Source organism: Helicobacter monodelphidis (assembly GCF_003288845.1).
In the GTDB taxonomy this organism is placed as follows: Bacteria; Campylobacterota; Campylobacteria; order Campylobacterales; family Helicobacteraceae; genus NHYN01.
Genome location: NZ_NHYN01000004.1, coordinates 100,755 through 122,816 on the forward strand (window position 1 = coordinate 100,755; position 22,062 = coordinate 122,816).

At 35.3% G+C, this 22,062-nt stretch carries 19 protein-coding genes; 10 read left to right on the top strand and 9 right to left on the bottom strand.

All coding sequences use genetic code 11. The features are described from left to right. The first annotated feature begins 30 nt into the window (after positions 1–30). The gene (locus CCZ01_RS03090) at positions 31–1,416 is read left to right on the top strand and encodes a UvrD-helicase domain-containing protein (protein WP_112051771.1); all 1,386 of its coding nucleotides are present in this window, start codon (positions 31–33) and stop codon (positions 1,414–1,416) included. On the opposite strand, the gene CCZ01_RS03095 is transcribed toward CCZ01_RS03090, so the two are convergent. The 3 genes from CCZ01_RS03095 to purH all read right to left on the bottom strand — a co-directional run bounded on the left by CCZ01_RS03095 (position 1,368) and on the right by purH (position 5,701). Further along, entirely contained in the window at positions 1,368–2,255 is an 888-nt protein-coding gene (locus CCZ01_RS03095) for a cation diffusion facilitator family transporter (protein ID WP_112051772.1), read from the bottom strand. The genes CCZ01_RS03090 and CCZ01_RS03095 overlap by 49 nt on opposite strands. A gap of 609 nt (positions 2,256–2,864) precedes the next feature. Next, positions 2,865–4,151: a glutamate-1-semialdehyde 2,1-aminomutase gene (gene hemL / locus CCZ01_RS03100; RefSeq protein ID WP_112051773.1), complete on the bottom strand. Its 1,287-nt coding sequence runs from the start codon at positions 4,149–4,151 to the stop codon at positions 2,865–2,867. Between the two features lie 17 nt (positions 4,152–4,168). Continuing rightward, positions 4,169–5,701 carry a bifunctional phosphoribosylaminoimidazolecarboxamide formyltransferase/IMP cyclohydrolase gene (gene purH / locus CCZ01_RS03105; protein WP_112051774.1) on the bottom strand — a complete coding sequence of 511 codons (1,533 nt, stop codon included), beginning with the start codon at positions 5,699–5,701 and terminating at the stop codon, positions 4,169–4,171. Between the two features lie 122 nt (positions 5,702–5,823). On the opposite strand from purH, the gene CCZ01_RS03110 reads away from it, so the two are divergent. The 8 genes from CCZ01_RS03110 (at position 5,824) to CCZ01_RS03140 (ending at position 14,009) form a co-directional block, all read left to right on the top strand. Continuing rightward, on the top strand, positions 5,824–7,392 hold the full coding sequence (locus CCZ01_RS03110; protein ID WP_112051775.1) for an autotransporter outer membrane beta-barrel domain-containing protein: 1,569 nt from the start codon (positions 5,824–5,826) through the stop codon (positions 7,390–7,392). A gap of 16 nt (positions 7,393–7,408) precedes the next feature. Beyond that, positions 7,409–7,567, top strand: a complete 159-nt coding sequence (locus CCZ01_RS10315) for a hypothetical protein (RefSeq protein ID WP_181566290.1) — start codon at positions 7,409–7,411, stop codon at positions 7,565–7,567. Between the two features lie 8 nt (positions 7,568–7,575). Continuing rightward, on the top strand, positions 7,576–8,457 hold the full coding sequence (locus CCZ01_RS03115; protein WP_112051776.1) for a carbon-nitrogen hydrolase: 882 nt from the start codon (positions 7,576–7,578) through the stop codon (positions 8,455–8,457). Beyond that, on the top strand, positions 8,454–9,797 hold the full coding sequence (locus tag CCZ01_RS03120) for an MATE family efflux transporter (protein WP_112051777.1): 1,344 nt from the start codon (positions 8,454–8,456) through the stop codon (positions 9,795–9,797). Before CCZ01_RS03115 ends, CCZ01_RS03120 begins: the two co-directional genes overlap by 4 nt. 49 nt (positions 9,798–9,846) lie before the next feature. After that, complete coding sequence (nusA, locus tag CCZ01_RS03125; protein ID WP_112051778.1) at positions 9,847–10,980, top strand: transcription termination factor NusA; 1,134 nt, start codon at positions 9,847–9,849, stop codon at positions 10,978–10,980. A gap of 119 nt (positions 10,981–11,099) precedes the next feature. Then, complete coding sequence (locus tag CCZ01_RS03130; protein WP_181566291.1) at positions 11,100–11,858, top strand: VTT domain-containing protein; 759 nt, start codon at positions 11,100–11,102, stop codon at positions 11,856–11,858. 73 nt (positions 11,859–11,931) lie between these two features. Continuing rightward, positions 11,932–13,509 carry a class I SAM-dependent methyltransferase gene (locus tag CCZ01_RS03135; RefSeq protein WP_112051780.1) on the top strand — a complete coding sequence of 526 codons (1,578 nt, stop codon included), beginning with the start codon at positions 11,932–11,934 and terminating at the stop codon, positions 13,507–13,509. Between the two features lie 65 nt (positions 13,510–13,574). After that, positions 13,575–14,009 (top strand): hypothetical protein, encoded by a 435-nt coding sequence (locus CCZ01_RS03140; RefSeq protein WP_112051781.1) that lies wholly within the window; start codon positions 13,575–13,577, stop codon positions 14,007–14,009. Positions 14,010–14,067: 58 nt separating this feature from the next. Here the strand turns inward: CCZ01_RS03140 and CCZ01_RS03145 are convergent, their stop codons facing one another. Further along, entirely contained in the window at positions 14,068–15,600 is a 1,533-nt protein-coding gene (locus CCZ01_RS03145; RefSeq protein WP_112051782.1) for a multicopper oxidase family protein, read from the bottom strand. Positions 15,601–15,751: 151 nt separating this feature from the next. Here CCZ01_RS03145 and CCZ01_RS03150 point away from each other — a divergent pair, with 151 nt between their 5' ends. Further along, entirely contained in the window at positions 15,752–17,188 is a 1,437-nt protein-coding gene (locus CCZ01_RS03150) for a catalase (RefSeq protein WP_112051783.1), read from the top strand. 511 nt (positions 17,189–17,699) lie between these two features. Here the strand turns inward: CCZ01_RS03150 and CCZ01_RS03155 are convergent. The 5 genes from CCZ01_RS03155 to rplI are packed head-to-tail and all read right to left on the bottom strand — an operon-like array spanning position 17,700 to position 21,937. Further along, the gene (locus CCZ01_RS03155; protein WP_112051784.1) at positions 17,700–18,674 is read right to left on the bottom strand and encodes a L,D-transpeptidase family protein; all 975 of its coding nucleotides are present in this window, start codon (positions 18,672–18,674) and stop codon (positions 17,700–17,702) included. Between the two features lie 25 nt (positions 18,675–18,699). Continuing rightward, positions 18,700–19,581: a GTPase Era gene (era, locus tag CCZ01_RS03160; protein WP_181566292.1), complete on the bottom strand. Its 882-nt coding sequence runs from the start codon at positions 19,579–19,581 to the stop codon at positions 18,700–18,702. An 18-nt stretch (positions 19,582–19,599) separates the two neighbouring features. Then, complete coding sequence (hslU, locus tag CCZ01_RS03165; protein ID WP_258436511.1) at positions 19,600–20,934, bottom strand: HslU--HslV peptidase ATPase subunit; 1,335 nt, start codon at positions 20,932–20,934, stop codon at positions 19,600–19,602. Further along, the gene (hslV, locus tag CCZ01_RS03170; protein ID WP_112051785.1) at positions 20,931–21,488 is read right to left on the bottom strand and encodes an ATP-dependent protease subunit HslV; all 558 of its coding nucleotides are present in this window, start codon (positions 21,486–21,488) and stop codon (positions 20,931–20,933) included. The genes hslU and hslV overlap by 4 nt, the downstream gene beginning before the upstream one ends. After that, complete coding sequence (gene rplI, locus CCZ01_RS03175) at positions 21,488–21,937, bottom strand: 50S ribosomal protein L9 (RefSeq protein WP_112051786.1); 450 nt, start codon at positions 21,935–21,937, stop codon at positions 21,488–21,490. The genes hslV and rplI overlap by 1 nt, the downstream gene beginning before the upstream one ends. Positions 21,938–22,062: the final 125 nt, after the last annotated feature.

The window sequence follows — 22,062 nt, forward strand, 5'->3', positions numbered from 1 at the left end:
CAACTCCAAAGTATCCAAACTGCATCAAAAATGCGGGTGGGGGAGGTTTTTAAAATTCAAGCTCCTGCAGGGGCTGGAAAAACACTTATTTTGTTAGAGATTGCAAGAGTGCTTTCACATTCTTCGTTTCTTTACCTAGCTTTTAATCGCTCTGTTGTAAATGAGCTTGCATCTCTTGTTCCTGCTAATATGCAAGCAAAAACAGTTCACTCTTTAGCTTATCAGAAAATTATTTCTGAACACTATCAATCTATAGGGGTGCGTCCTGAATATAAACCCTTAGAAATTGCTGAAATTTTAGGGATTCGCGATGATTTTGAATTTTTACGACAGATTTCAGAGGGGTTTTATCAGTTTTGTCAAAGCTATTACACCTTAGAGGCATTAGGAAAAGAAGAACACTCTCAGGCTATAAAAGAGTTTTATTTGTTCTTGAGGGAGGGGAGAATTCCTCTAACGCACTCTTTTTATTTAAAAGAGTATCAATTGCTTTCACCACAAGAACGGAATTTAGAACGATTTGATTATATTTTATTAGATGAAGCTCAAGATACTAATGATGTAACGCTTGACATTTTCAACTCTGCACAAACTCGTAAGATTCTTGTGGGCGATAAGCATCAAAATATTTATTTTTTTAGGGGGGCAATAAATGCGATGGAACAAATTACCGCAGATTATTCCCAGACATTAACTTATTCATTTCGTTGTCCGCAAGAACACCTAGATAAGGCTGTTTTCTTTTTAGAGAAATTCAAGCATCAACCTACTCGTATTGTATCTGCTAAAAATCATATATCAAGTCGTAATCAGCAATCAGCAATTATTACGCGTACAAACGCTAAAATTATTGATATTATTGCTATGACGGAAACTTCTTTTCTTAAAACTCTTAAGTCACCACAAGAGATTTTTGCTCTTACCTTAAGTGTATTTTATTTTTATCATCAACAATACCAAAATATTTTTCCGCAATGTACGTGGATTAAGAAATTTTCTGATTTTGAAGATTTAGAAGAGTATGCAAACTCTATTAAGGATACTGAATTGTGTAATTCTATTTTCATCTTTAAAAAATACCGTCAATACTTATTAGATATTTTTAACAAGGCGATGACTTTTTTTCAGCAACCTAGTCGTGGGCAGACTCTGCTCCTCACGGCTCATACCGCTAAGGGTTTAGAATTTAATCATGTATGCATTGAAGATGATTTTTGTGCTTTAAGTGAACTTTCAGAATATTTTTTTCAATGTAAAAATCCTACACAAAAGGAACGTTTGGAGTATGAAAATGAAATCAATCTTTATTATGTCGCACTCACACGTTCTTACAATACAATTGTTGATAAAAGTGCGAATGATAAATTTTATGAGGATTTTAAATCATACTCTAAATCATCATCAGGGTCTAAGTGAAGTGTGATGCTCCATTGTTGGGCTTTATCAAGTTCTTTAATTTTGTCTTCGATGTTATGGGCGATTTGATGGGCATTTGTAAATGAATGCTCAGACTTGAATATCAAGTGTGCTTCTACAAAATTCCAGGAAGCAGAAATGCGTGTACGTAAGAGGTGATAACCCTGAATTTCAGTCTCTTGCTCAAGGATTTCTTTAATTTGATTGACGTATTTTTGATCTACAGAGTGGTCTAGTAAGATTCTAACAGATTGCAACAATAAAGAATAAGCATTGTATAAAATATAGCAGGCAATGATTCCTCCAAAAATAGAATCCACAATTTCCCATCCAGTTATTGCAATAATACTTAAAGCAAAAAGCGTTGCAGCATTTGTGAGTAGGTCTGTTTTATAGTGTAAAGCATCTGCTTTAATTACAAGACTATTGGTCTTTTTAGCAACATACAATAAGAAATAAAATAAAAATATTGTAATAATAAGTGAAAAAATCATTATAGCAATAGAAATATCTAAATACTCAATTGGTTTATCTTGAAATAATTTTTCTATTGCACCATAAAAAATATAGATGGCTGAAATTGCAATAATTAAACCCTCTAGGAAACCTGCCAAAGCCTCTATTTTACCTTTACCATAGTTATATTGCTCATTAGCTTTAGATTCAGAGATGCTGATAGCAAAACTATTAAAAATAGAAATAACAACATCTAGTAAAGAATCAATAGCAGAAGCAAGTAAGCCCACAGAACCGCTTAAGATGCCAGCGATAAGTTTAACGATTGCAAGTAGGGTAGCAGTGGCAATAGCGACAAAAGTTGCAATTTTTGGTAATGACATTAATGCTCCTTTTAATTTCTATTATTAAAAATAGAAGATAATAATATTATGTAAAATAGTATTATAGTATTTAATTTTTAAGAATACATAAATACTTAATCGATATTCAATTATTCTTTAAAATTACTTATTTAAGGAACTTAAAACAGATTTTATTATTAAAAATATTTTAATATTAGGAATATAATTTGTTATTAATAGGAATTTAAAATATATATTATAGTTTTTTATAATTATATTTTATTATAAATATGCAAGAAAAATTTTTCCTTTTATGTAAGAGATGAATTTCGTTTGCTACTAGATAAAATCATTAATTATTTAACTAGGTTAAAACTCCATATTGTATGGCGTAGTTAAAACATACAACTGCTAAAGATAAAATACAATATTAATCATATTTATCGCATATAGATAGCTTGTAAGAATTAAAAAAATACAAACAACAGGATACAGGAATATCATAAGTTAGGATATAGTTAAAAATTATTAAATAATATGCTATGATTGCAAAAGATGGACAAAATATAAAAATAAAACTTTGTGCTTAGCGTTTATGCTAAAGCAACTCAACCAAAGCGGCTGAGTCATAGAGCATAATAGAAGTGGTTATTTGATTGTTGCTAAAACTTCTCTTGCAACATTAATGGCCATATCAATGTGTTCTTCTTGCATAGCAGCAGAAATAAAGCCGGTTTCAAATTGAGAACAAGCAAGATAAATACCTTTTTCAAGGCATGCTTGATGAAATCGAGCGAACATTTGTGTATCAGAACATTTTGCATCATCAAAATTATATACAGGATTTTGGTTAAAGAAGAATCCAAACATACTCCCTCTGACTGCTGTTTGTAAAAGGATGCCATTTTCTTGCGCTGCCATTTTGAATCCATCCATTAAGCGATTAGCTAATGTCTCTAGATAATCGTAAAGGTTTGGATTGCTAATAATTTTACTTAAAGCTACAATTCCAGCCGCCATCGCTACAGGATTTCCGCTAAGGGTTCCTGCTTGATATACCGCACCATCAGGGCTTAAGAGATTCATAATCTCCTTTCTACCTCCAAATGCACCCACAGGCATTCCACCACCAATCACCTTTCCAAAGGTTGTCAAATCACCTTGAATGCCATAAAAAGATTGCGAACCATCTTTAGCTGCACGAAAACCACTCATCACTTCATCTAAAATGAGTAATGCACCTTCTTGCTCGCAAAGGTTTTTGAGTGCCTTTAAAAAATCTTTTTGTGCAGGAACAAGTCCCATATTACCTGCAATTGGCTCAATAATTACACAAGCAACCTTACCACTTGCCTCAAAGCATTTTTTAACACTATCAATATCATTGTAACGTGCAACTAGGGTATGTTGAGTTAGAGATTTAGGGACACCAGGGGAGCTTGGATTTCCAAAAGTCGCTAAACCACTTCCAGCACTTACCAATAAAGAATCGCTATGTCCGTGGTAGCACCCTTCAAATTTAATAATATCCTCCCTTTGAGTATAAGCCCTTGCAAGACGAATAGCACTCATTGTCGCTTCTGTACCACTGCTGACAAATCGAATTTTATCAACACCATCAACCAAAGAGATAATAAGTTTTGCAAGATGTGTTTCAAGTGTTGTCGGTGCTCCATATCCACAACCTCGTTTGACTGCCTCGATAATTGCCTCTTCAATTTCAGTATCACAATGCCCAAATAAAAGTGGTCCCCAACTTTGTACAAAATCAATAAAACGATTACCGTCCTCGTCATATAAATGTACACCCTTTGCGTGATGTATAAACAAAGGAGTTCCACCTACCGCCCTAAAGGCTCTTACAGGGGAATTCACCCCACCTGGAATAACTTGTTTTGCCTCATTAAAATCATTGAGACTGCATGTTAAATTCATTAGCTAATCCTTAATATTTAGTGATAAAAATGTCGCACACCGCTAAAATAAAGTGCAATTTCAAAAGAATCTGCTGATTCTATGACCTCATTATCACGAATTGAACCACCGGGTTCAATAATCGCACTTATTCCTGCACTATTTGCGGCTTCTATGCTGTCCTTGAAAGGAAAAAATGCCTCTGATGCTAAGACTGCTCCACTGATATCAAGCTCTAATTCTTGTGCTTTACGCAACGCTGCTTTTGTTGCATCGACACGGCTTGTCATACCCATTCCAATTGCAACCATTGTGCTATTTTTAACGTAAACAACACAGTTAGATTTCACCAAAGCCGCTAAACGATAAGCAATATTTAAATCTTGCATTTCTTGTTCGTTTGCTTTGCGCTTACTCACTTGTTTTGCATTTAGAATCTCTTTACTGCAAACTTTGTCTGTCTCTTGCAATACAAAACCACCCTCAATATGCTTAAAGTCATAAGCGTCATGCTTAACAAAAAGCCAATCTTTGCCCAACTCAAATAACTTAATTCGTTTTTTATCTGCAAAAACCTGCAAGGCTTGCTCTGTGATTCTTCCTGCAATAACAATCTCAAAGTAGTGTGAATGGATTTGTTCTGCCAATGCTTTATCGATTATGCCATTGACTGCTAAGACACCACCATAGGCGGAAATAGGGTCGCACATTAATGCGGCTTGAAATGAACTCATTAAGGAATCTTTCAGTGCAAAACCGCATGGATTGCCATGTTTAACAATTGTTATGGCCGGTTTATCGCCAAAGTTTGTCGCGATTTTTAGTGCTTGATTTAAGTCTGTGTGATTATTAAAGCTTGCCTCGCCCTTCAAACATTTAAAATGCTGACTAAAATAATCTTCAAATTCATAAATTGCTCCTTTTTGATGAGGGTTTTCGCCATATTTTGTCATTGCAACTTTCTTTGCACTTATAAAATGTTGTGCCCCAAAACCACCATTAAAACGTTGATTCATATAATTTGCAATTATTGCGTCATAGGCTGCGGTATGTTCAAAGGCTTGTATCATCATTTGTTGCCGCAATTCAAGATTATTTTTATTTTCTTTTAATGATTTAATAATATTTTCATAATCATTAGGTGAAGTAATAACTAAAACAGAAGCAAAATTTTTCGCTGCAGCTCTTATAAGAGTAGGACCACCAATATCAATATTTTCAATAATCTCATCAAAATCTTGTGTACGTTGAATGGTTTGCTTAAAAGGATAGAGATTTACACAAACAATATCAATGCCTTGAATACCTGCATTTTTTGCTACTTGGCAATCTGATGGTTGATGACGACGAAATAAAATTCCGCCATGAATCTTTGGGTGTAAGGTTTTAATGCGTCCATCAAATAATTCTGGAGATTGTGTGTATTCGCTGACTTCTTGTGCGGGAATTCCATTCGCTTTTAAAATTTCTAATGTTCCACCTGTAGAAAGAATATCATAGCCTAGTTTTAGAAGTTCCTGACCAAAAAATACAATATTGCTTTTATCGCTTACGCTTAATAATGCTTTCATTGAAAACCTTTGTTTTTAGAAAATCGAGTTTGCATTATAACAAAATTAATCTGCTTGTAGGAAAAATTCGTTACAATTCGCATTTAATAATGATTTAAGAGGATTTACTAAGGAGGCAAGGAATGAGCGAAAATCGTTCAAAATTATGGACATTTTCAATGGGTATTGTAGCCGGAAGTAGCCTATACGGTGCTGGTGCGGACACATTCATTGATTTAGGACAAACTTCAAAATATCAACCATTTAGCGTTCAGCAAGAGAGTGGGTTAACGCAAATTTATCACCAAACAAATAATGATACTCTTTTGTTAGTCGCAGCAAATACTTTAGCAGATTCAGGTTCAGGTGGCTCTGGCGGTAGCGGAGGTTCTGGCGGTTCAGGCGGAGATTCAGGCGGTAGCGGAGGTTCTGGAGGCTCAGGCGGAGATTCAGGTGGTAGCGGTGGATCTGGCGGAGGTTCTGGAGGCTCAGGCGGAGATTCAGGCGGTAGCGGAGGTTCTGGAGGCTCAGGCGGAGATTCAGGTGGTAGCGGTGGATCTGGCGGAGATTCTGGAGGCTCAGGCGGTAGCGGAGGTTCTGGCGGAAGTTCGGGTGGAACTGGTGGCTTAAGTGCGGCTGCTGGAGTACATGGAATTTATTACGCAATGGCGACTGCAGGAATGCAATTTACAAACATTAATAAAAATTTACGCATTATGTATGAAATTCCAATGCAAATTGCTTCTGTGCCATCATCTGCATTGTATGCAAACAATAATTTGATACGTAGTGATTTTGAAGAACCTATTTACTATAGCACCCCGACACAAGGTGGTTTTAAGCCGGTTGGTGAGGATACAATGCTTTTTGTGACCCCCTATTTTACAAGTGTTTCTTTAAAATCGCCTTCTATTGATAATGGAACGCGTATTAAGGGCGATGGTTTAGGAATTTTTGGTGGACTTTCAAAGCAATACAAGGGATTTCGTTATGGTGTTCATGTTGGTTATTCAGAAGATAGACTGAAAAAGGCAGCATTTACACAAGGTATCAATCTTGAAAGTGATAGTTTTTTTATTGTTGCAGGCGGGCATTTTAAGGCTGATTTAGCCCAAAGCGATTCTTTGTTGACCTACATACATATCAATGCAAACTTGCTTTATGGTAACCATGATTACTCTCTGACTCCCAATGGTGACCGTACAATCAAGACTTCTCCAGATACATTTGGTTTTAATACAGAAGTGTTTATTGCGAATGCGATTCATCTTGATAGTGGAGGGGTGATTACACCTGAAGTTGGATTGGGCTATCAAGCTATTTCAATGCAAGCTTATGGTTTCGAAGATTTTACTTCTGCACAATTCAATCAACGTTATTCAGCGACAACACTCAATTTTCCCTACATTATGGGGTTAGTCCGCTATGATAGGCGATTTCATTGGACGAGATTTTCTATTGCCCCTATGTTGAGCGGGGGAATTAGGCATGTTCTTGCAAGTCGTGAATACAAGAATGATATGCTGATGGGTGCAACATTGTCTCAATCTTATCAAGTAAAAGGTAAAGTTGATGCAACAACAGCACTTTTAGAAGCAGGATTAGGTGTGGGTTTTGCACAAAACCATGAAATTGGTATTCGTTATGGTGGCGAATATAGCGCAAAAGCACAGAGAAACACTCTCTTTTTACAATACCAATATCAATTTTAAAGGATAGATATGGCAGATGAAGAATGGGATTTTGATGACGACGAAGATTTCGATATTGACGACGATGAGTCGTATGGGTATGGACATCAACATTATTATGATGATGATGACTATGATGATGGTAGTGATGAGTATGATGATGAGTATGGCAATGACAATGATGAATACTAAATAAGGAACGATATGGATAAATTACCTATTGCTCTGATTCAGCAGTGTTTCAGTGGTGACAAAGAAAGTATGATTGAATCTACTCTTAAGGCAATACGCATTGCAAGTAAGGAGGCAAGGTTAGTTGTGCTTCAGGAATTGCATTGCACGGAATATTTTTGTCAGAGTGAAAATCCTGCATTTTGCGACTATGCAATAGATTTTAAAAAAGATGTGCAAATCTTTTCACAATGCGCAAAAGAATGCAATGTTGTGCTTGTAGGTTCTTTTTTTGAAGAACGGGCTATCGGGCTTTACCACAACACGGCAGTTGTTTTTGAACAAGATGGAAGAATTGCAGGAAAGTATCGCAAGATGCACATTCCAGATGACCCGGCTTTTTATGAAAAATTTTATTTTACACCGGGTGATTTAGGTTTTACACCTATTCAAACTTCTGTAGGAAAGCTGGGTGTTTTGGTGTGTTGGGATCAGTGGTTTCCTGAAGCTGCTAGATTAATGACATTAGGTGGTGCTGAATGTTTAATTTATCCAACCGCTATTGGTTATTTTGCGCAAGATTCAGAAGAGGAGCAAAGGCGACAGAAAGAAGCGTGGGTTGCTGTGCAAAGAGGGCATGCTATTGCTAATGGTATTCCTGTGATGGCGTGCAACCGCGTTGGTTTTGAAAAAGATACAAGCGGTTTTTTAGATGGGATTCATTTTTGGGGTAATAGTTTTGTTTTTGGTCCTCAAGGTGAGTTACTTGGAGAGTTAGGGGAAGAAGAGGGGATTCTTTATGTTTGTTTAGATAGACAACGTTTGCATGAAGTGCGTAGAATGTGGCCATTTTTACGCGATAGGAGAATTGACGCTTATGCGGGATTAACACAAAGGTTTTTGGATTCACAATGACGTTGACGCAACATGCTCGCCTTAAAAAAATTCTTAGAATAGCTGTTCCTGCTGCTTTGCAGTCTATGCTTGATTTGGTTTCTATGTTTGTGAGTTTTATTTTTATTGGAAGCTTGGGTGGTGCGGCAATCAGTGCATTAGGTGCATCTGTAACATACTTTATGTATATTTATGCTATTACGACAATTTTTAATGTTGGAACAAATGCTTGTGTTTCTCGCAAAATTGGTATGAAAGACTATCAATCTGCTTCAGAAATTACAAGTTCTATGCTATTTTGTTCATTGATTGTGAGTATTTTTGTTTTTCTTTTAGCTTTTTTTACTTATTCACCTTTTTTCTTACTCTTGAGAGATATTAGCAATGAAGCAAAAGAATTGGGAAGGGAATATTTATCTTTCGTTATTTATATTATCCCATTCTTTATTGCAAAAATTGTAATTGTTGCAGCGATGAGTGCCAGTGGAGATACGCAAACACCTTTTCGCGTGAAGATTCTTGCAACACTTTTAAGTATTCTTTTAAATTATTTGTTGATTCAAGGTAATTTTGGTTTTCCTGCTTTAGGATTGAAGGGTGCAGGCATTGCGAATCTTATTGTGAATATTGCAGAAACTTTGGTGCTTGTTGCGATTCTTTTTTCTGCCCGATACCCTCTTTCATGGCTCTATTTTTTTTCTAAAGAACAAATATGGGCAGCGTTAAAAATCGGTTTTCCTAGTGGTTTAGAGAGGCTTTTTACCATCACTTCTATGGCAATTTTAACATTGATTGTTGCAGGTTATGGGGAAGAAGCCTTTGCTGGATATATGATTGGTAGTCGCGTTGAATCTTTTGTGTTTATGCCTTGTTTTGGCTTGATGATTGCGGCTATGAGTCTTATGGGGCAGAATTTAGGGGCAAAAAGAGAGGCAGAAGCGAAGCGATGTATTAAGATGATTTTATGGTTGGGTATGAGTTTTATGGGAACATTAGGGATTGTGTTGATTGTTGCACCCATTTTTGTTTCACGTCCTTTTAACGATGATATAAGAATTCTTGAATACAGTGCTCTTTATCTTTTTTATATCGGTTTTTCGCAAATTCCTCTTGCAATGATTTTTATCCTTGATGGTGCATTGAGGGGGGCAGGAGCAACAAAAGTTACTTTAATTGTAAATAGTTGTTCGATTTGGGGAATAAGAATTTTATCAGCTTCTGTAATTGGGTATTTTGGAGTGAGTATAGAAATGATTTATTTAGTTATGAGTCTTGAGACCTTTTTACGTGCTGGGGTTTATTGGTTTCTGTTTCAGAAGGGCATTTGGAGAGATTCTCTGAAGCAACCACTAAAGGCGTAATGAAGTAAACATTGCCTATAATTCAAGAATTCAATTCAGGAGTATTTGAGTGGAAAAAATTGTAGACATTATAGAATTAATTGCTTGCGAGAAAGGTTTAAAGGTTGAGAATGTAACAGAAGCTGTCCAACGTGCATTGATTGCAACCGCTAAGAAAGTCCATAATGAGAATTATACTTATGGTGCAAATTTAGATACAGAAACAAAAAAAATTTCTCTTTATCGAAAAATAGTGATTGTTGAAAATGATGATAAACGTTTGGAGAATGACCCGCAGGGTTTTATGTCCTTGAGTGAGGCATACAAACTTAATAAAGATTTTGAGGTGGGTGATGAGGCTCATGATGATATTGAATTGGAGGAGATGGGGCATACTGGCGTGAATATTCTTTTTAAAGAGTTGGAATTTCATATTCAGCATTTAGTCGAAATTCAGCTTTTTGAAAAATACCAATCTCAGATAGGCAGAATTGTTACAGGAACAGTTGTGCGAATTGATGATAAAGAAAATACCTTTGTTGATATTGAGGGAGTGCGGGCATTATTGCCGATGAAAAATCGTATTAAGGGTGAAAAATTCCAAATGGGTAGCATTGTAAAAGCCATTTTGAAGTTTGTTAGCATTGATAGAAAGAATGGGATTGCTATTGAGCTTTCACGTACAACACCTAAATTTTTAGAAGAATTATTAAAGCTAGAAGTACCTGAAATTCACGATTCAGAAGTAATTATTCACAAATGTGCACGTATTCCGGGCGAACGTTCTAAGGTGGCTATCAGCTCTAATAGTCCAAAAATTGACCCTATTGGTGCAACAGTTGGCGTTAAGGGTGTTCGCATTAATGCTGTTAGCAAGGAACTAAAGAATGAAAATATTGATTGTATAGAGTTTTCAGAAATTGGGGAAAAGTTTGTTGCAAGATCACTCGCTCCAGCTCTTATTTCGAGTGTGAGAATTGAAGAATCAAAAGATTCCGAGCAAAAGAAGGCGATTGTAATGCTTCCAGGCGAACAAAAATCTAAAGCGATTGGTAAAAATGGGATTAATATTCGTCTAGCAACAATGCTGACTGGTTATGAAATTGAACTGATTGAGCAAAATAATATTCTTGTACCACAACAAAGTAATGCTACAGAAGAGAAGGCAGACATCAGTACTTTAGCATCATTATTTAAGCAATAAAGCCCTCTATGAGTATCAAAAGAATCTATTACCTACAATTGAGCTTTTTTGCAATTCTTGCTGGATTTTTTTTGTTGTATCAATTATCCCCTTTTTGGCAGAACCAGGCCAATTCTTTTATGATACTTTTAGATAATCCTTATCCAAATCTTCTTAAGCAACAGATTGAATCTTTGGATATACCTATTTTTATAACCCTTATTATGCTATTTTTATTTCAAGCGTTGTTATTTTGGATTCCTAGTGAGCAACTTTTTGTTGTGAGTCAACTTCTTTACGGAGAATGGATTGGCACAATGATTTGTTTTGTGGGGCTTTTATTTTCTTCTTTACTGAACTTTTTATTAATGCGTTTTTTGTGTTTGGGAATCACTTATCAATTTCCACATTCTTGGATTATCCGACAGAAAGCGTATTTACGCGTTTATGGTGGAATTACACTTTTTTGTTTGCGTCTTTTGCCTATTGCTTGTTTTGATGTGGTGAGTTTGTTGTCAGGAGCAACAATTATGCGATTTTCAAGTTATATCTTTTACACAAGTATCGGGATATTATTTTTTATTATTTTATCTTTTTTTATCCATTCAGCTTTGTTGCAATGTATTATTGCTTTTTGTCTTTTTTGGATTTTTATTATTTTTAAAAAAATTTTTAATCCATCTTCTTTTCACATTGGGAAGGCACTTAAAGCAGAGTTTATGTATTATTATCGTGGTGATTCTCCTTACTCTCCGCCAAGCAAACAAAAGCAACGTTTTGCAATTTGTCTTTCTTGCACTCGCCTCACTCGTGCAAGAGTTTGTAAAGAATGTGGCTGTTTTATGAATATTAAAATCTGCTATAAAGAGGCAACTTGTCCGCTTAAAAAATGGGATTAGGTGCGTTGATTTTTAGGTTTGGTTATGCTAAAATCGGTATTAGATTTCGTAGTATGTTTAAAGGAGAATAAAAATGTCACAAGCAAGTTGGAGCGATGGATATTTTACAGAAATAGAGTATGTTGATGGTTATGTAGTAGAGATGAATCCATTGCTATTGGATTTTAATCGTGTATTATCTGGTATTGATCCAAATAGCCAACATAATTCCCCCCCCCCAAACGATACGAATACCTTTACCTACCTCGAATTGGGTTTTGGACGTGGAAGTAGTCTGAATATCCATGCAGTGACAACACAAGGGAGTTTTATCGGGACAGATTTTAACCCCACTCATGCCTTGATGGCACAAAAAAAGGCAAAAACAGGGCATGCGAATTTGCGTATTTTGAATGATAGTTTTGAGGAATTATTAGAACGTTTAAATGATGAAAAAATTTTTTTTGACTATATTGTATTGCATGGAGTTTGGACTTGGGTTAGCCCAAAGAATCAACATATCATTCTTGAGATTATCCGTAAATTTTTGAAAATCGGTGGTGTTGTTTATAATAGCTATAATTGTTTTCCAGGCTGGTCGCCTAAGTATCCAACAAGGCAACTTTTGGCACTCTACAATCGTTACACTACAGGTAGGCCAGAAGATAAAATACAAGGTGCGTTAAAATTTTTAGAAGAATTTTTAAAAACAGGTTCGCTGTATGCTAAGAATAATCCACAAAATAATGCCCTTTTAGAGGAATTAAAAAAATTTATAACTAACGGAAAGTCTAGCTATATTGCACATGAATATATGAATGAAGGGTGGAATTGTTGCTACTTTTTTGATATGGTGCAGAATATGGATATTGCAAAATGTCAGTTTGTTTGCACAGGGAAGCCTATTGATTTATATGATGATTTAACTATTCCACCAGAAGGTGTTGCATTCTTAAAAACCATCAAAGATAAGATTTTTAAAGAACAATTAAGAGATTATTATACTAATAAACAATTCCGTGTTGACTTATTCGTTAAAGGTGCACTTCCCTTAAGTCCTTCAGAAAAAGTTGAACGCATTTTAGAGATTGAATATGCCCTTATAGAACCTACTTCAAACTTTGATTACAAGTTGGGTACTTCACGCGGTCAGGCAGAATTAAGTGAGGAAAATTATGCAAAAATACTTGAGTGCTTGGGTAGTGATCTTTGTCGCCCAAAATCTGGAAGAGAGATTCTTGAGAAATCAAAACTCACTTATCAGCAATTTTTGCTTTCTTTGGTTATTCTCATTCAGAAAAAATTCTTGCTCCCTACGCAAAAAGTTACATCAAAAATTAAAAAACAATGTGACGCATTCAATAAAGCATTATTTTATGCACAATCTAAGGGTTATGGGAATGCCTATGTTGCTTCTCCAGCAACGGCTTCAGCTATTTCTATGTCTGATACGGAACAGCTTTTTATTCTTGCTTATACTGAACACCAAAAGAAAAATGTGAATGATTTAACGAAACATATATTAGATATTTATAAGCCTCAAGGTAGGAAGTTGGTTGTAGCTGGCAAAGTGTTGGAGAGTGAAGAAGAGAATGAGGCAGAGATTAAGAAAATGGCACAAGTATTCTTAGAGAATAAATTAAGTATTTATAAAGCTTTAAGTATTTGCTAAAATAGCTTTAGTGGAAATATTTGGAAAAGTTATGCTATTATTATGTTTTCAATAAGGAGTAATTAATGAAAACTTGGAATACATATTTGTTAATTTTGTGTGTGGGCGGTTTTGCTTGGGCTGCAGACAAAGAACAGATCAAAGAAGAGGCAATAAAGCAGGGAGCTGATGTGTTGATTCAGACAACAATTGGTGGAAAAACTTTAGGTGAAGTTGCAGCAGAAAAGGGAGAAAAAGCAAAACAAGAGGTGAGTGATCGAGTTGAGCAAAAAATTCAGCAAGCAGCGGATAAAAAACTTCAAAATGTAACAGGTGGTAAGGTTTCTCTTCCTGAAAAATCTTTGCAAGAAAGAATTGAGGAGAAGAAATTAAAAACACAACAAAATATTGAAAGCAAAATTACTACGACAAAGGAGAATTTGCTTAAGAAAGCTGATGAGAAGACTGGCGGTGCGGCATCTATTTTTACAGATACACTTGAGCAGAATCTAAAGCAATAGTTCTTCCTTGTGGGCTTTTAACCATTACAAAAGATTCCTTTTTTGTAATGGTTTTGGGTTAAATGATTTCTACAACACTCATCATACCTAAATCTTCGTGTTCTAAGATATGACAATGGAACATTCTTTTTCCCTTGAAATCTTGCTTCATTCTTAGCTTAATTGTTTCATATGGACGCAAGTTGATGGTGTCCTTTAAACAACGATAATTTGGTTTCGTGCTTTTACCTTGAATCTTTGACTCTACGCATTCAAATTGTGTGCCGTGAATGTGGAATGGGTGGTCCATGTGCGATTCATTAATAATTTCCCACTCTTCTACTTCTCCTATTTTACTTTGGAATTCCACATGATTTAAGCTAAAGGTTTTTCCGTTGATTAAAAACATAGAGGTGAGCATTGTTGCCATATGTTCTGCATCCATTGAATGATGATCCATATCCATTTCGCTAAGAATAACTTTTTTGTGACTAATCGCCTTTTCTAAGGCTTGAAATTTGCGTAATGTTTTGGGTAGTTGCGTGATACTTTGGTTGTTTGTATTTAGGTTGATAGTCGCAAGATTTAATGTTTCAGGTACTTCTTTTACCATCATTTTTTGCCGATTGTAATACAGGCTTTGGAGTGCATATTCTCCACTTTTAGGTGCATTGATAACAATTTCAATACGTTCAGCAGGGGAGAGTAGATATTCTTTATATTCCTGTGGAGATTCTAATAGCCCGCCATCTGTGCCAACAAGCATAAAGGTTGTGTTAGGAATATGTAGTTTTAGGTAACGTGAACTGCATAAATTATAGATTCTAATTCTCTCTAAACCTTGAATTTGAATTTTAGGTTGATATTGCCCATTAATGAGGACAAATTCACCCTCGCGCCCATTAAGCCAATCTAAAATATTATTGTCAGGAATTTGTGCATCTTGATTCAATCTTAAATCACTAATTAACCAATCTTGTTCCTTTAAATCCGAAAGTGCATCTTTAGATTTTACGACAAATGCTCCAGCTAAGCCTCTTGCTACTTGTTTTGAAGTGATGTAATGAGGATGTGGATGATACCAGTATGTTCCTGCACAATTTTTAGGAAGTACAAAATGATAAATTCTTTCTTGATGAGGCAATATTGGATCATGCGGATTGCCGTCTTGTTCTGGTGGAACAGGAAGTCCATGCCAATGGATTGTTGTGGGTTCATTGAGGTGGTTAATGACACGAATATGAATGGTATCGCCTTCAAAAGCTTCTATTTTTGGACCCGGAATTAATCCGTTGTATGTCATAAAAGTAGTAGGTTTTCCTTTGATTATCTCAATTTTAGATTCTTGAATATGGATTGTCCCTTGAAAGACACCTTGTTTAGAAGATTCATTTTTGAGTAAAGGTAAAGGTTTAAGATCTTTTTTGCTAGGAAAAAGTTCCTTTTTTAATAAAGGAATGTCTTGAGATATAACGATGGGCTGTGGTGTTTCAGAATGTGTATTGTGAATTTTATGTGTTGAATGCCCTTGATGATGGCTTTGTTGATTGGAAGCGTAAATTGCTTGCGTGAGCAAGAGTGCATTGAATGCAAAAAATTGTCTTCGATTCATCGATTATCCTTAAAAGTAAAATTAAAAATCAAATTCTACTTCATCGTTGTAAACAATTTTTAAACTAATTAAAAAAATTTTTAGTAGATAAAATTTTTCTTTAAGTAAAAGTATTCTATAATTCAATATCTTAAAAATATAGGAGACAACGATGAACAAGAAATTCACAACCGCAACAGGAACGCCAATCGGTGATAATCAAAACTCAATGACTGCAGGAAAAAGAGGACCAACACTTTTGCAAGATACTTGGCTTTTAGAAAAATTAGCCCATTTTGATAGAGAGAGAATCCCAGAACGCGTCGTCCATGCAAAAGGTAGTGCAGCGTATGGCGAACTCACTATTACAAATGATATTACACAATATTCAAAGGCTGATATTTTTAGCAAAGTGGGCAAAAAAACAAAAGCATTTTTACGATTCTCAACCGTGGCAGGTGAGCGAGGAGCAGCCGATGCAGAGCGAGATGTGCGAGGCTTTGCATTGAAGTTTTACACAAATGAAGGAAATTGGGATATTGTAGGGAATAACACACCGGTATTTTTTATAAGAGATGCGATAAAATTCCCGGATTTCATTCATACACAAAAACGCGACCCTAAGACAAATTTGCGCAATAGCACTGCGTCATGGGATTTTTGGAGCTTACACCCAGAGACTTTACACCAAGTAACAATTCTTATGAGTGATAGAGGTATTCCACGAAGTTATCGCGAAATGCACGGATTTGGTAGTCATACTTATAGCTTTATCAATGCAAAAAATGAACGATTTTGGGTGAAATTCCATTTCAAATCAATGCAAGGAATCCACAACCTTACAAATAAGGAAGCTGCTGATATTATCGCACAAGATAGAGAATCTCACCAAAGAGACTTATATGACAATATTGAGAAAGGCAACTTCCCTAAATGGAGATTCTGTGTGCAAATTATGCCAGAATCTGAAGCAAACACTTATAAAATCAATCCTTTTGACCTCACAAAAACTTGGAGTCATAAGGATTATCCATTGATTGAAGTAGGAATTTTGGAACTCAATCAAAACCCTAAGAACTATTTTGCTGAAGTAGAGCAAGCTGCGTTTAACCCTGCAAATATCGTGCCAGGTGTCGGATATAGCCCTGATAAAATGCTTCAAGGCAGACTTTTTAGCTATGGTGATACACAACGATATAGATTAGGCATTAATCATTACCAACTTCCTGTAAATGCCTCTATCGCACCTGTGAGCAATACTCATAGAGATGGTTATATGCAAATGGGAACTTTTGGTGATGCAAGAAACTATCAACCAAGTCATTTTGATGAGTATAGCGAAGATAAAAACGCTATTGAGCCACCATTGCATATACAAGAAGGTAGCGTAATGGATAGATTCAATCACAGAGACGATGACAGCGATTATTATAGCCAAGCAGGAGATTTGTATCGCTTGATGAATGCTGAACAAAAAGAAGCACTCTGCCAAAATATCAAAGAACATATGGAAGGTGTGCCAGTAGAGATTAAAAAACGACAAATCGAACATTTCAAAAAAGCTGATGCAGCTTATGGCGCGAGAGTAGCGGAGCTTTTGGGACTATAAATATTTAATTCTTATTCTAAGAACTTCTAAATTCTCAAAAATGCCCCCAATCCAAAAAGTGGGGGCTTGATTAATTTAAGTTGGTTGAGGAATTCTGTAATGAGTTCACTTAAATTTCTACTAAGTTTCTATAAAATAGAGTGCTTGTTTTAATATTACTTTGAGTGTGCGTTCATTTCTCAAGATAAAATATAAATTTTTATAATATTTTAAGTTTAATTATGCAGACTTTATGAAAATCTTGTGCCGCAATGTTTCAATCTTGATTTTTAACATTAGGTAAGATAGACATTAATAATCAGGCGATACAGACTATTTGAAAACTATTTTAAGTGTTATAATGGTAGTGTTTTTGGGAGGTTTCATTTTTGCAAATGATGTATTGAGTGATAAGAAGAAGTCTATATTTTATTTTAGTAGCAAGAAAAAGGTTGAGTTGCTACGATGTCCGCATAAATGATTATTAGTTAGGCTTGAATGCCTAAAAAATACATTCAAGCCTAAAATACAGTTAACGTTCCGCAACAATTTGGAGCTTATTGTTTTGTAATCTTGCATATAGTTCTTTGTTTCCTTCAAATCGGTAGCCTCCAGATGCTCTGTATTTCTCATAAAAAGAAATTCTGAAGAATTGTTCACCCTTTTCATTAGGATATGGAGAAATATTGATGGTTTTAAATTCAATCGTTTTGGATTCATTCTTTGAGAAAATACGTCTCTTGTAGTCTTTAAAATCGTTGAATTTCATTTTGTCAAACCGCTTGAATTGGTTTTTATCATAGAATGCAATATATGTTTCAAAATCATTTTTTTCCCATGCATTCCGCCATTGAAATAATCCTGAAAGAATATTTGCTGCTTGTTCTTTTGTCATTTCTGTTAAGTTTCCATCGCCAGTGATAAGAATAGCATTCTTAATATTCATTTCTTTATCAATATTGAGTAATTGTGTATTATCGATAGCAATGCAACCACGTGTATTAATTTCTCTATCCCCATTAAAAGGCAACCCGTGAATCCATATTCCATAGCCTGTTTTATTTTGCAATCGGTCATAAAGATTAGGGTAGGAAGTTACATAGGCAAGGGGTCCATAAAATTGGTCAAGTTTTGTGAGCTTTGTAGTTAAATCATAAGCACCAATAGGTGTTTTTAGGTCACCTTCAACCAGTTTATCACCGGGTTTAGAACCCATGAGAGCATTATTGGAATATTTTTCTGTAAGCTGATGTGCTTCATTAATGTCAAAAAGTTTTAAAGTGGATTCTTTTTTATCGGCAACAAAGACGAATTTAACACTTTCATAATAGCCAAAGCGAATATCGTTTTGTGATAAAGAATTTAGCCAGTAATCATAAGACATGAGTTGTTTATGTACGGCATTTTCAATCGCTTGTATTCCGCCTTGCCGATACGCTTTAACAAAATCAAAATCAGTAGCAAAAACAGCCACCGATAAACAAACCAAATACCAAAAAATCCTCATAAAAAAACTCCTTTTAAGGTTATTATTACTCAAAATTATAACCAAATTGAGCTAAGAATTCCTTTTTTTTGCTCCAGCCCTTTTTAACTTTAACAGAAAGTTCTAAAAAAACTTTTTTTTCACTCAAGGCTTCCATTAACTCACGACTTTTGCGACCAATTCTTTTGATATTTTCACCTTTTTTACCAATCATCAAGCCTTTTTGACTTTCTTTATCAACAACAATGACGGCCTTTACCCTATCTAACAGCGGTGATTCTTTGAAGGCGAGAATTTGGACATCGCTTTCATAGGGAATTTCATCACTCATATATTCAAAAATGGCTTCCCGAATCATTTCTTTATATAATTCTCTGAAGTTCTCTGTAGTAATTATTTCTTCATCATAGAGTGGCGGTGATTTAGGTAAATATTTGATAATTTCTGTAAGTAAGGAGGTTATGCCAATTTTTTTTGTGGCAGAGTAGGGAATTAAGGCTTCATAGAGATGACTATAAGCTTGATATTCCGTAATTTTTACTAGTAAATCTGCTTGCGTAATCGTGTCAATCTTGCTTAAAAGGAGAATGTGCCTACGATGATTACAGAGGCTTAAGAAATCTTTATAATGTTGGACATTATCTGTAGCAGGAGCAATGAATACCGATAAATCACAATCCCCTAATGCTTTCAATGCTTCATTGAGCATAAACTGATTCAGTAATTTTTCTTGTTGGTGAATGCCTGGTGTATCAGTAAAAATAATCTGTGCATTTTGATGCAACACGATACAATTTAGGCGTTTACGTGTGGCATTTGCCTTATGCGAAACCATCGCTAAATGCTCGTGTGCAAGTGTATTTAAAAGTGTACTTTTTCCTGCATTTGGACGCCCAACAAGAGCGACAAAACCCGCCTTCGTAATCATTTAATACTTTACAACAATCTATAGAATGTAGCGAGCGACATCTGTGTTTTCAATGAGGTCATCTAGTGTTTGATGTACCATTTCTTCATTGATGACAAATTTTTGTCCCTTGTATTCATCGGCCTTAAAACTGACCTCTTCAAGCACCTTTTCAAGTACAGTGTGTAGCCGTCTTGCACCAATATCTTCAGTTTTTTCATTTGCTTTTTGTGAAAGTTTAGCTAAGGCTCTGATGGCAGAATCTTCAAATTCTAAATCAACTTCTTCAGTTTTAATTAAGGCAATATATTGTTTTAGTAAAGAATTTTTAGGTTGAGTAAGAATTTGGTATAAAATTTCCTCATCAAGAGAGTTTAACTCCACCCTTAAAGGGAATCTTCCCTGCAATTCAGGGATAAGATCGCTTGGTTTGCTTAGGTGAAAAGCCCCAGCTGCAATAAATAAAATGTAGTCGGTTTTAATTTGTCCATATTTTGTGCTGATGCTACTACCCTCAACAATGGGAAGTAAGTCTCTTTGAACTCCTTCTTTGCTTGGATCTTGACGACTTGAACCATTACCAGAAACAGCAACTTTATCAATTTCATCTATAAAAATAATTCCATCTTCTTCAGCCCGTTTTAAACCCTCAAGTCGTATAGAATCCATATCTAAGAGTTCTTCACTTGCCTCAACCTTCAGAATCTCTTTGGCTTCTGCTACAGTAACTTCCTTTTTTGGAGACTCCTTGTTAGAACTCATAAAAACTTTAGTGATTGATTCTTGAATGCGAACAATTTCAGGTGGTAAATTCCCCTCTTGAAATTCAATGCTCTTTTTGGGCAATTCAATTTCAATTTTTAGATGGTCCTCTTTACCCTCTAAAACACTTTTTTTCTTTTTATCATAAGCAATCTTGTACTCATCTTGTTTATTTTGCGGAGAACCCTTTGGTAGGGCTGGAAGTAATTTTTGTGTAATTTTATCAATCACATAATCATGAATTGCTGCTTGATTTTTTTCTTTCTGTTCTTCCTTAACAAGCATGATAGAGGCATTTACAAGGTCTCTAACCATCGATTCTACATCACGTCCAACAAAGCCAACTTCTGTATATTTGCTTGCTTCAACTTTAATGAAGGGTAAGCCTAAAATTTTTGCCATTCGACGTGCGATTTCCGTTTTCCCTACACCAGTTGAACCGATCATTAAGATATTTTTGGGTACGACCTCATCTTGCAATTCTTTGTCTAATTGTTTACGGCGATAGCGATTTCTAAGTGCAATAGCTACGCGTTTTTTTGCTTCTTTTTGTCCAATAATATATTCATCAAGATAAGAAACAATTTCCCTGGGCGTCATTTCTTGTTTCATTGTTTGCTCTCCTCTGTTTTATCTTTTAGTACTAATGTTTTTATATTTGTGTTCGTGTAAATGCAAATATTACCCGCAATTTGCAGGGATTCTTTAACGAGTGTTTCTTCTTCAATAGAGGTAAATTTATACAAAGCTCTTGCTGCTGAAATAGCGTAATTTCCGCCACTTCCAATTGCTGCAATGACTCCATCTTCTGGCTCAACAACATCTCCTGTTCCGCTTAAGATAAAGATATGAGAACGATCAAGCACAATCATCATGGCTTCAAGTCTTCTTAAATATTTATCCTTTCTCCATTCCTTAGAAAAATCAATAACAGATTTCATTAAATCGCCCTTGCGATTTTCAAGAATGCGCTCAAACATATCAAATAGCGTGAATGCATCGGCAGTGCTTCCTGCAAAACCGCTCAAGATTTTTCCATGATAAAGTGTCCGAATTTTGGTTGCATTTCCTTTCATAATGCAGTTACCTAATGTTACTTGTCCGTCTCCACCAATAACGGAGCAATTTTTACCTTTGTAGGCAAGTATGGTTGTTGCATCAAACATTAATCTTCCCCTTGTACATCAAGTTTGAAAGTTGTCTTAATCCCAGCACCAAGCTTGATTTCTAAGTCATATAAACCTGTGCTTTTAATAGGGGAGGTAAGCTCAATACCTTTTTTGTCAACCTGAATTTTGTGTTGTTTTTCAAGAAGTGTTGCAATATCTTCTTTTGTGATTGCACCTTGTAGCATACCATTCTTGCCTACTTTTGTGGAAATAAGCAAGGTAATTTTTGCTAATTTTGTAGCGATTTGCTCATACTCTGCTTTTTTTGCAGCCTCTAATTCTGCTTTTTTTCTCATCTCTGCTTTGTAGCGGTTGATTACCTCATTTGTTGCAATGTGTGCTAGATTCTTCTTGACTAAAAAATTTTGTCCATAACCATCTTTAACTTCATGAATTTCGCCAGATTTGCCTAGCCCTTGAACGTCTTTGAGTAACAAAACTTTCATTATCTTATCCTTGTGTAATTGTTGACGTATTTTACATTATTTTGCTTAATATTTCGATTCTTGATTTCTAACGCCTAATATTTTGGGTTAAAGCAAATTTATGGTTAAAGATTATTAATGTTGTT

Bases quoted from the DNA above. Each gene is read 5' to 3' on its own strand.
- CCZ01_RS03140 (WP_112051781.1), top strand. From the start codon at position 13,575: ATGAAAACTTGGAATACATATTTGTTAATTTTGTGTGTGGGCGGTTTT.
- hemL (WP_112051773.1), bottom strand. From the start codon at position 4,151: ATGAATTTAACATGCAGTCTCAATGATTTTAATGAGGCAAAACAAGTT.
- CCZ01_RS10315 (WP_181566290.1), top strand. From the start codon at position 7,409: ATGAAGAATGGGATTTTGATGACGACGAAGATTTCGATATTGACGACG.
- CCZ01_RS03130 (WP_181566291.1), top strand. From the start codon at position 11,100: ATGATACTTTTAGATAATCCTTATCCAAATCTTCTTAAGCAACAGATT.
- CCZ01_RS03135 (WP_112051780.1), top strand. From the start codon at position 11,932: ATGTCACAAGCAAGTTGGAGCGATGGATATTTTACAGAAATAGAGTAT.
- CCZ01_RS03095 (WP_112051772.1), bottom strand. From the start codon at position 2,255: ATGTCATTACCAAAAATTGCAACTTTTGTCGCTATTGCCACTGCTACC.
- CCZ01_RS03110 (WP_112051775.1), top strand. From the start codon at position 5,824: ATGAGCGAAAATCGTTCAAAATTATGGACATTTTCAATGGGTATTGTA.
- purH (WP_112051774.1), bottom strand. From the start codon at position 5,701: ATGAAAGCATTATTAAGCGTAAGCGATAAAAGCAATATTGTATTTTTT.
- hslU (WP_258436511.1), bottom strand. From the start codon at position 20,934: ATGAAACAAGAAATGACGCCCAGGGAAATTGTTTCTTATCTTGATGAA.
- rplI (WP_112051786.1), bottom strand. From the start codon at position 21,937: ATGAAAGTTTTGTTACTCAAAGACGTTCAAGGGCTAGGCAAATCTGGC.
- CCZ01_RS03115 (WP_112051776.1), top strand. From the start codon at position 7,576: ATGGATAAATTACCTATTGCTCTGATTCAGCAGTGTTTCAGTGGTGAC.
- CCZ01_RS03150 (WP_112051783.1), top strand. From the start codon at position 15,752: ATGAACAAGAAATTCACAACCGCAACAGGAACGCCAATCGGTGATAAT.
- hslV (WP_112051785.1), bottom strand. From the start codon at position 21,488: ATGTTTGATGCAACAACCATACTTGCCTACAAAGGTAAAAATTGCTCC.
- era (WP_181566292.1), bottom strand. From the start codon at position 19,581: ATGATTACGAAGGCGGGTTTTGTCGCTCTTGTTGGGCGTCCAAATGCA.
- CCZ01_RS03145 (WP_112051782.1), bottom strand. From the start codon at position 15,600: ATGAATCGAAGACAATTTTTTGCATTCAATGCACTCTTGCTCACGCAA.
- CCZ01_RS03120 (WP_112051777.1), top strand. From the start codon at position 8,454: ATGACGTTGACGCAACATGCTCGCCTTAAAAAAATTCTTAGAATAGCT.
- CCZ01_RS03155 (WP_112051784.1), bottom strand. From the start codon at position 18,674: ATGAGGATTTTTTGGTATTTGGTTTGTTTATCGGTGGCTGTTTTTGCT.
- CCZ01_RS03090 (WP_112051771.1), top strand. From the start codon at position 31: ATGCGGGTGGGGGAGGTTTTTAAAATTCAAGCTCCTGCAGGGGCTGGA.